Genomic DNA, 7,600 nt, shown 5'->3' with positions numbered 1-7,600 from the left:
GGGGGGCTCGACCCCCGCGCGGCCCACAGAGGGGAAGCCCCCCCCCCCCGGGGGGGGAGGTCCTTTCTGCTGCTTACGGCCGCGTCTCTTTCTCTCCGTACGGGGTCTGCACAGGCCATCCGCCGGATACGGTGTCGCCCATGGCCAGCGACATACAGGAGCGCATCAAGAAGCTCATCATCGACCGTCGGCTGCCGTCGGGGGCCTCGCTGCCCACCGAGCCCGAGCTGATGGCGCTCCTCGGTGTGAGTCGCAATTCAGTGCGAGAGGCGCTCAAGGCCCTCCAGGCGATGGGAATCGTGGAGATCCGGCATGGATTCGGTACCTATGTGGGACCGATGTCCGTCGCACCCATGATCGAAGGACTGACCTTCCGCACGGTCGCCGGCCACTACCGGGGCGAGGACAGCCTGTTGCAGCTCCTGGAGCTGCGCGAGGCCGTGGAGACCGGTCTGATCGCCCGGCTCGCCGGCCGTGTGCCCGCCACCGACCTGGCCGAACTCGACGCGCTCATCGAACGGATGGAGCGCGAGGCGGCCGACGGCGAGGTCGCCGCCGAAACCGACCGCGCCTTCCACGCCACGCTCTACCGCGGCCTGGGGAACCTGCTGCTCGGGGAGGTCCTGGAGGCGTTCTGGGACGCGTTCCACAACGTGCGCACCGACCTCGTCGACGTACCGCAGGACCCCAAGGTGACCTGCCGCCAGCACCGGGAGATCCTCGACGCGGTGCGCTCGGGCGATGTCATCCGGGCCGAGCAGGCAATACGCGAGCACTTCGGTAATATTCGTACCCGGCTCGGCTCACCTGCCTCAACTGACCTCCCAAACCACGCGTATGACAAGTAAACACCTTGTATCGCTCTTGCGATCAAGCCAGGGGTCGTAGAACCCTGGCCTGAAGATTGGGAGCCTTGCGCTTCCATGGGGCGGGCGGTACGAGGCAGTTGGGGGTTCTCGCCTCCGTCACCATGTGAACGGGTGGTTCGGGGAGAGGGCCCCGGCCATGAAACGCTGGGGGTCCCGTTCATGAAGCAAGGCGGGGCGGGCATCATGCAACCGGAAGACATCTCTTCCATGTCCTAGTGACAGATGGGGTGCCAGCCAGTGACGCGCCTGCAGGGGTCGAGGGGGACTCCGGCAGGCGGAAGGACCGACGAACACGCAGACCAGTGCGTGCGGGGGGATGACTCATGACGTCGACGCCGGCGGGCGCCGGGCCGGGCTCCGACCCGACCCAGACGCAGCAGTTGCGCGTGCCATCACATCGGACGGGCGGCTTCAGGCGTATCAAGAAGACGCTGCCGAGATACGACTACGAGCACTACAGCCGGCTTTCGGGGCCACTGACCAACCCCGATCCGAGCAAGCCGTACAAGGTGCAGTACCGGTCGCTGCTCTCGCAGGAGCCGCACCGGATCCGGGCCGCGCTCATGCTGGGCGCGGCGCCGCTGCTCTCGCTCGTGCTGCTGGCCTGGCTGCTTCAGCCGGAGCACTGGACGGAGCGTGACTACGTTCCGAACGCGTATCTGGAGCACCTCGACGTCGTCATGCTGGTCTCGATCGGACTGATCGAGTTCTTCCGCTGCATGAACGTGCTGTCCAACGCGCATGCCACGCTCGTCGCCCGTGACCCGATCCCGGTGGTGCCGGAGACGGGGACACGCGTCGCGTTCCTCACCTCGTTCGTGCCCGGCAAGGAGCCGATCGAGATGGTGACCAAGACCCTGGAGGCGGCGGTCAAGCTCCGCCACCGCGGTCTGCTGCACATCTGGCTGCTCGACGAGGGCGACGACCCGGAGGTCAAGGAGGTGTGCGCCCGGCTCGGCGTGCACCACTTCTCCCGCAAGGGCATCGCGAAGTGGAACCAGAAGAAGGGCCCGCACCGCGCCAAGACCAAGCACGGCAACTACAACGCCTGGCTGGACGCGCACGGTGACGACTACGACTACTTCGCCTCGGTCGACACCGACCACGTGCCGATGCCCAACTACCTGGAGCGGATGCTCGGCTTCTTCCGCGACCCGGACGTCGGCTTCGTCATCGGCCCGCAGGTCTACGGCAACTACGACTCGTTCGTCACCAAGGCCGCCGAGTCCCAGCAGTTCCTCTTCCACGCGCTGATCCAGCGCGCGGGCAACGCGTACGGCGCCCCGATGTTCGTCGGCACCTCGAACGCCGTACGGATCAGCGCGCTCAAGCAGATCGGTGGTCTGTACGACTCGATCACCGAGGACATGGCGACCGGGTTCGAGATCCACCGCCACCGCAACCCGGCCACGGGCAGGAAGTGGCGTTCGGTCTACACGCCGGACGTGCTGGCCGTCGGTGAGGGCCCGAGCGCCTGGACGGACTTCTTCACGCAGCAGATGCGCTGGTCGCGCGGTACGTACGAGACGATCCTCAAGCAGTACTGGAAGGGCTGGTACTCGCTCCCGCCGAGCAAGCTCTTCAACTACACGATGATGATCATCTTCTACCCGATGTCGGCCCTGAACTGGATCCTGGCGGCGCTGAGTTGTGCGCTGTTCCTGGGCCTGGGCGCCTCGGGTGTCAACATCGACCCGACGATCTGGCTGATGCTCTACGGCAACGCCTCGGCGCTGCAGATCGGCCTGTACATCTGGAACCGCCGCCACAATGTCTCGCCGCACGAGCCCGAGGGCTCCGGCGGTGTGGCCGGCATGGTGATGTCCGCGCTGTCCGCGCCGCTGTACGCGAAGGCCCTGATCGACTCGATGCTGCGGCGCAAGTCCAAGTTCGTGGTCACGCCGAAGGGCGATTCGGCGTCCCCCGACCGCTGGTTCGGGACCTTCCGCTACCACTGGTACTTCATCTTGATCTTCGGCGGCTCGATCGGTGCCGGGTTCTATTACGGGCACGCCCACCCGGCCATGATCATCTGGGGTGTGATCGCGATGCTGATCACCGCCACGCCCATCTTCGTATGGCGCTGGCAGATCCGCCAGGACAAGAAGAAGCCCAGGTCCGGTGCTCCGGGAAGCGGTCCGGCGGACGGCGCTCACGCGCAGCAGCCGGCTGCGGTGCCACCCCAGGCGGCCGCTCCGCACAACCAGGGCCGGCCCAGCTGGGCCGCGGCCGAGCGTCCCGCTCGGACCGGACGCCCCGACGAAACCATGCAGATCGCCCTTGGGGGACGTAAGAAATGACCGTCGGCACCACGCCGGTGAAGCACACCCGCCGCCGCGCCCGCCGCATAGCGATAGGCGCGGCGGTGGTGCTTGCACTCGCCGGAATGAACGGTCCCGCGCTGTGGCGCTTCGCCTCGGACCAGTACCACGACTACAAGATCAACAGGCCCGAGTACAAAGCCGACAACGGCAAGTGGGACATCGTCGACCTGCCCGACGAGTACAAGCTGAACACGATCCACGCCGCGCTGCTGCACACGGGGAAGGTGCTGCTCGTCGCGGGCTCGGGGAACAACCAGAAGAACTTCGACGCGAAGAAGTTCGACACCGTCCTGTGGGACCCGGTGGAGAACACCTTCAAGAAGATCCCCACCCCCAACGACCTGTTCTGCACCGGGCACACCCAGCTCCCGGACGGCAAGCTCCTGGTCGCGGGCGGCACGAAGTCGTACGAGAAGCTCAAGGGCGATGTGACCAAGGCCGGCGGCCTGATGATCGTCCACAACGAGAACCCGGACAAGCCGATCACCCTGCCCAAGGGCACCAAGCTCACGGGCAAGGAGAACGGCAAGACCTTCGTCCTCACCGAGTCGATCGTCGTCGAGCGCGCGAAGAAGACCTTCGACCCGGCGACCGGGAAGTTCACCGGCAACAAGGCGGGCCTCGAGCGCGTCTACGTCGAGGCCACCAAGAGCGGCAAGAAGTACGAGACCGGCACCGAGGACAACTACAAGATCGAGGGGCTCTCGGCCGCCGACGCCAAGAACACGTACGGCATCGCGCAGAAGCTCGCCCTCGACAAGAAGGACTTCCAGGGCATCGACGACGCCTATGAGTTCGACCCGGTGGCCGAGAAGTACATCAAGGTCGACCCGATGAACGAGTCGCGCTGGTACCCCACGCTGACCACGCTCTCGGACGGCCGGATCCTCGCTCTGTCGGGCCTCGACGACATCGGCCAGGTCGTGCCCGGAAACCGCAACGAGGTGTACAACCCGAAGACGAAGAAGTGGAGTTACGTCAAGCAGAACCGGCAGTTCCCGACGTATCCCGCGATCTTCCTGCTGCCCAACGGCGAGCTGTTCTACTCGGGCGCCAACGCCGGTTACGGTCCGGACGACGTGGGCCGCGACCCGGGTGTCTGGGACTTCGACACGAATAAGTTCACCAAGGTCAAGGGCCTGTCCGACCCCAAGCTGATGGAGACCGCCGGCACGGTGTGGCTGCCGCCCGCGCAGGACGAGAAGTTCATGGTCGTCGGCGGCGGCGGTGTCGGTGAGTCGGAGCAGTCCAGCGACAAGACCCGGATCATCGATCTCGACGAGGACAACCCGGAGTTCAAGGACGGGCCCTCCTTCGACAAGGGCACCCGCTACCCGCAGGCCTCGGTGCTGCCCGACGACAACGTGCTGATCTCCGGCGGCTCGGAGGACTACCGCGGCCGCAGCGACTCCAACATCCTCGAAGCGCGGATGTACGACGCGAAGACCGGCGAGATGCGCAAGGTCGCCGATCCTCTGGTGGGCCGCAACTACCACTCGGGCTCGCTGCTGCTGCCCGACGGGCGCGTGGTCTTCTTCGGTTCGGACTCGCTGTACGCGGACGCGGCGAACACCAAGCCGGGCACCTTCGAGCAGCGTCTGGAGATCTACACCCCGCCGTATCTCTACCAGGGCTCGCAGCCCTCGCTGAGCGGCGGTCCCGACTCCATCGACCGCGGTGAGTCGGCCACGTATCGGACGCAGCACGCCTCGTCGATCAAGAACGCCCGGCTGATCAGGCCGAGCGCGTCCACGCACGTCACGGACATCGACCAGCGCTCGATCGCCCTCGATGTGAAGAAGGGCAAGGACAGCGTCACGGTGACGGTCCCGGAGAACAAGAACCTGGTGCAGCCGGGCTGGTACATGCTGTTCGTCACCGACGACCAGGGTGTGCCGAGCGAGGCGCAGTGGGTGGAGGTTCCCGAGTAGGGCCACGGATCGCATGACTGAGGGCGCCCCCTGCATCAGGGGGCGCCCTCAGTTGCTGGTGTACGCGGCTTACTTGAATTGCTGGTGTACGGGGCTTACTTGGCGTTCTTGGCGAGCTCCAGCGCGTACTCCGGCCACCACTCGCCGGCCTTCGGGCCGCCTCGGCACTCGCCGTCCGACTCACCGGGGCGCTTGATCCACAGGTAGGCGTCGACGCGTTCGTCGGCGGTGTCCACCGTGGGCACCTCGCCGAGCGCGCGGCCCGGCGGATTGCACCAGGGGTCCTTCTCGTCGGACTGCCACACGCCGTTGCCGTTGCGGCTGGTGTCGACGACGAAGGGCTTGGCACCGACCTTGTCCGAGAGCTGCTTGCCGAACTCGATCGACTCCTCGGTGGTGTAGAAGTTCGAGACGTTCACCGCGAAGCCGTCGGCCTTGTCGATACCCGCCCGCTTCAGCGGCTCGTAGAAGGCGTCGGGGCCGGCCGAGCCCGCGTTGCCGCCGTCGATGTAGACCTTGGTGTTCTTCAGCGTGTGCAGCTTGTCGATGGCGCCCTTGAGCAGCTCGTAGCGCTCGTCGTGGAACTCCGGCGGTGTGCAGCGGTCCACGACGTGCAGCAGGGCGTCCGGCTCGAGAATGACGGTGGCCGGGCGGTCTTCAATGCCCTTGGCGACCTCGTCGATGAAGCCCCGGTAGGCGTCGCCGTCGGCCGCACCGCCCTTGGAGAACTGACCGCAGTCGCGGTGCGGGATGTTGTAGAGCACCAGGACCGCCTCGCGGTCGGCCTTCTCGGCCGCCTCGGTGAACGCGCGCGCCTGGTCCTGCGCCGTCTCCGGCACGATCCACTCGCCGGTCGGCTGCTCGGCGATCTTCTTGATCAGATCGGCGTCCGACTTCTTGCTGTCGTCCTTGTACGTCTGCATCTGCTCGGCAGCGTTCGAGTCGGGATTGACCCAGTACGGGTCCTTGTCCTTCGGCTGCTGCGTGGCGCTGTTCGCCGGATTGTCAGGGTCCTTGTCGCCGTCCGACGAGCAGCCGGTCAGAAGCAGCGCCGCCCCCACGAACGCCGCACCCGTCTGCACCGCCCCACGGAACGTCGCGGAACTGCTGTACATCCACTCCCCCTTGGGTGCACTGTCGGAGCCTCAATCCTGACATAGGTGCACCTGAGTCACGAGGGGCGCCCTCCCTGGTCCGCCGCTTCGTGCATGAGCTGTTACGCGGCTGCGTACGGGAGTGGTCGGGCGGCTCCGCACGAGGCCTGTGAGACGGCTTCGAACGGGGCGGCGAGGCGGCTCCGAACAGGCCCGTGCGGCGACTTCGCGCAGACCCGTGCGGCGACTTCACGCAGACCCGTTACAGCGCGCGAGACGAGGGTAGGCGCGCAGCGAATTGCGCCCCTGGGAGGACCGATGACCGAGAGCGGCAGAGATCTACGGCTGGCCGGTGTTCTCGTCGCCGCGGCCGACACCCTGGGCGAACCCTTCAGCCTGCCCACGTATCTGAGCCGCTTCGCCGACGACTGTGTGGAGGTGCTCGGCGCGGACGCGGCCGGCATCCTGCTCGTCGGCGCGGACGCCGGTATCTCCATCGTCACCAGCAAGGACCCGCACGGCCGGGTGCGCGGACTCCTCGAGATCCAGCACCAGGGCGGCCCCTGTCTCGACGCCTGCGCCTCCGGCGAGCCGGTGCCGCCGGTGCGGCTCGCCGGGCGTGAAGCAGCCGAGCAGTGGCCGCAGTTGACGGCGCGGGCCCTGCACGCCGGGATGACCGTGACCTGTGCGGTGCCGCTGCGCCGGGGCGACACCTTGATCGGCGCGCTGAACCTGTTCTCCAACGGGCGGCCCGAGCACCAGCACATCCACCTGGAGCTGGCCCAGCTGCTCGCGGACGCGGTGGCCATCGGTCTGATGCACCGGCGGATGCACGAGGACTGCACGTCCCTCACCCGGCAGTTGCAGTCGGCGTTGTCGAGCCGGGTCCGGATCGAGCAGGCCAAGGGTCTGCTCGCCGAGCGCTGGGGCGTCAAGGTGGACGCGGCCTTCACCTCGCTGCGCGCGTACGCCCGGCGGGTACGCCGGCCGGTCGACTCGATCGCCCAGGAGCTGCTCGACGGGCAGCTGGACGACGCGGCGCTGGAAGAGGACCGTCCGCGCACCTGTTGAGGGAGAGGCATCCGGGCGGGCGCCGCCGCAGGGGCGGCCCGCTCGCCCGCCCGAACCAAGCGTCCGGACAAACGCCCCGGTCACCGGACGAACTGCCCTGCATTCCGGTCGAGTTGGCGACAACCACCTCTGGGCGATCCAGGTCTTCCGTTCTAGAGTGAGGGCAACGGCCCCAGCCCCCGGCCGTCGTGGACGGCCCCCCTGTGCCGGAGTCCCCGGATCCGGGCGGCCGCCACAGCCCCGCCCTGTCACGGAGCGGGTGCCTCCGCTTGGGACGGCTTCAGCCACCGGGCTTCCCGTACCTCCCCTGC

At 67.4% G+C, this 7,600-nt stretch carries 5 protein-coding genes; 4 read left to right on the top strand and 1 reads right to left on the bottom strand.

The genetic code is table 11. The annotated features are described in order from the left end of the window. Nucleotides 1-140: 140 nt before the first annotated feature. The 3 genes from JAO81_RS41155 to JAO81_RS41145 all read left to right on the top strand — a co-directional run bounded on the left by JAO81_RS41155 (nucleotide 141) and on the right by JAO81_RS41145 (nucleotide 5,124). On the top strand, nucleotides 141-848 hold the full coding sequence (locus tag JAO81_RS41155; protein ID WP_199553134.1) for a FadR/GntR family transcriptional regulator: 708 nt from the start codon (nucleotides 141-143) through the stop codon (nucleotides 846-848). Nucleotides 849-1,192: 344 nt separating this feature from the next. Continuing rightward, the gene (locus JAO81_RS41150; RefSeq protein WP_199553133.1) at nucleotides 1,193-3,169 is read left to right on the top strand and encodes a glycosyltransferase family 2 protein; all 1,977 of its coding nucleotides are present in this window, start codon (nucleotides 1,193-1,195) and stop codon (nucleotides 3,167-3,169) included. Further along, nucleotides 3,166-5,124 (top strand): kelch motif-containing protein, encoded by a 1,959-nt coding sequence (locus tag JAO81_RS41145; RefSeq protein ID WP_199553132.1) that lies wholly within the window; start codon nucleotides 3,166-3,168, stop codon nucleotides 5,122-5,124. The genes JAO81_RS41150 and JAO81_RS41145 overlap by 4 nt, the downstream gene beginning before the upstream one ends. 95 nt (nucleotides 5,125-5,219) lie before the next feature. Here the strand turns inward: JAO81_RS41145 and JAO81_RS41140 are convergent, their stop codons facing one another. After that, nucleotides 5,220-6,239 carry a glycoside hydrolase family 6 protein gene (locus JAO81_RS41140; RefSeq protein WP_199553131.1) on the bottom strand — a complete coding sequence of 340 codons (1,020 nt, stop codon included), beginning with the start codon at nucleotides 6,237-6,239 and terminating at the stop codon, nucleotides 5,220-5,222. Nucleotides 6,240-6,536: 297 nt separating this feature from the next. Between JAO81_RS41140 and JAO81_RS41135 the strand changes: the two genes are divergently transcribed. Then, on the top strand, nucleotides 6,537-7,289 hold the full coding sequence (locus tag JAO81_RS41135; protein WP_233416639.1) for an ANTAR domain-containing protein: 753 nt from the start codon (nucleotides 6,537-6,539) through the stop codon (nucleotides 7,287-7,289). Nucleotides 7,290-7,600 lie beyond the last annotated feature (311 nt).

This window comes from Streptomyces sp. N35 (genome assembly GCF_016464295.1).
Taxonomy (GTDB): domain Bacteria; phylum Actinomycetota; class Actinomycetes; order Streptomycetales; family Streptomycetaceae; genus Streptomyces.
This window is presented reverse-complemented; position numbering and strand designations above follow the sequence as displayed.

Bases quoted from the DNA above. Each gene is read 5' to 3' on its own strand.
- JAO81_RS41140 (WP_199553131.1), bottom strand. From the start codon at position 6,239: ATGTACAGCAGTTCCGCGACGTTCCGTGGGGCGGTGCAGACGGGTGCG.
- JAO81_RS41150 (WP_199553133.1), top strand. From the start codon at position 1,193: ATGACGTCGACGCCGGCGGGCGCCGGGCCGGGCTCCGACCCGACCCAG.
- JAO81_RS41135 (WP_233416639.1), top strand. From the start codon at position 6,537: ATGACCGAGAGCGGCAGAGATCTACGGCTGGCCGGTGTTCTCGTCGCC.
- JAO81_RS41155 (WP_199553134.1), top strand. From the start codon at position 141: ATGGCCAGCGACATACAGGAGCGCATCAAGAAGCTCATCATCGACCGT.
- JAO81_RS41145 (WP_199553132.1), top strand. From the start codon at position 3,166: ATGACCGTCGGCACCACGCCGGTGAAGCACACCCGCCGCCGCGCCCGC.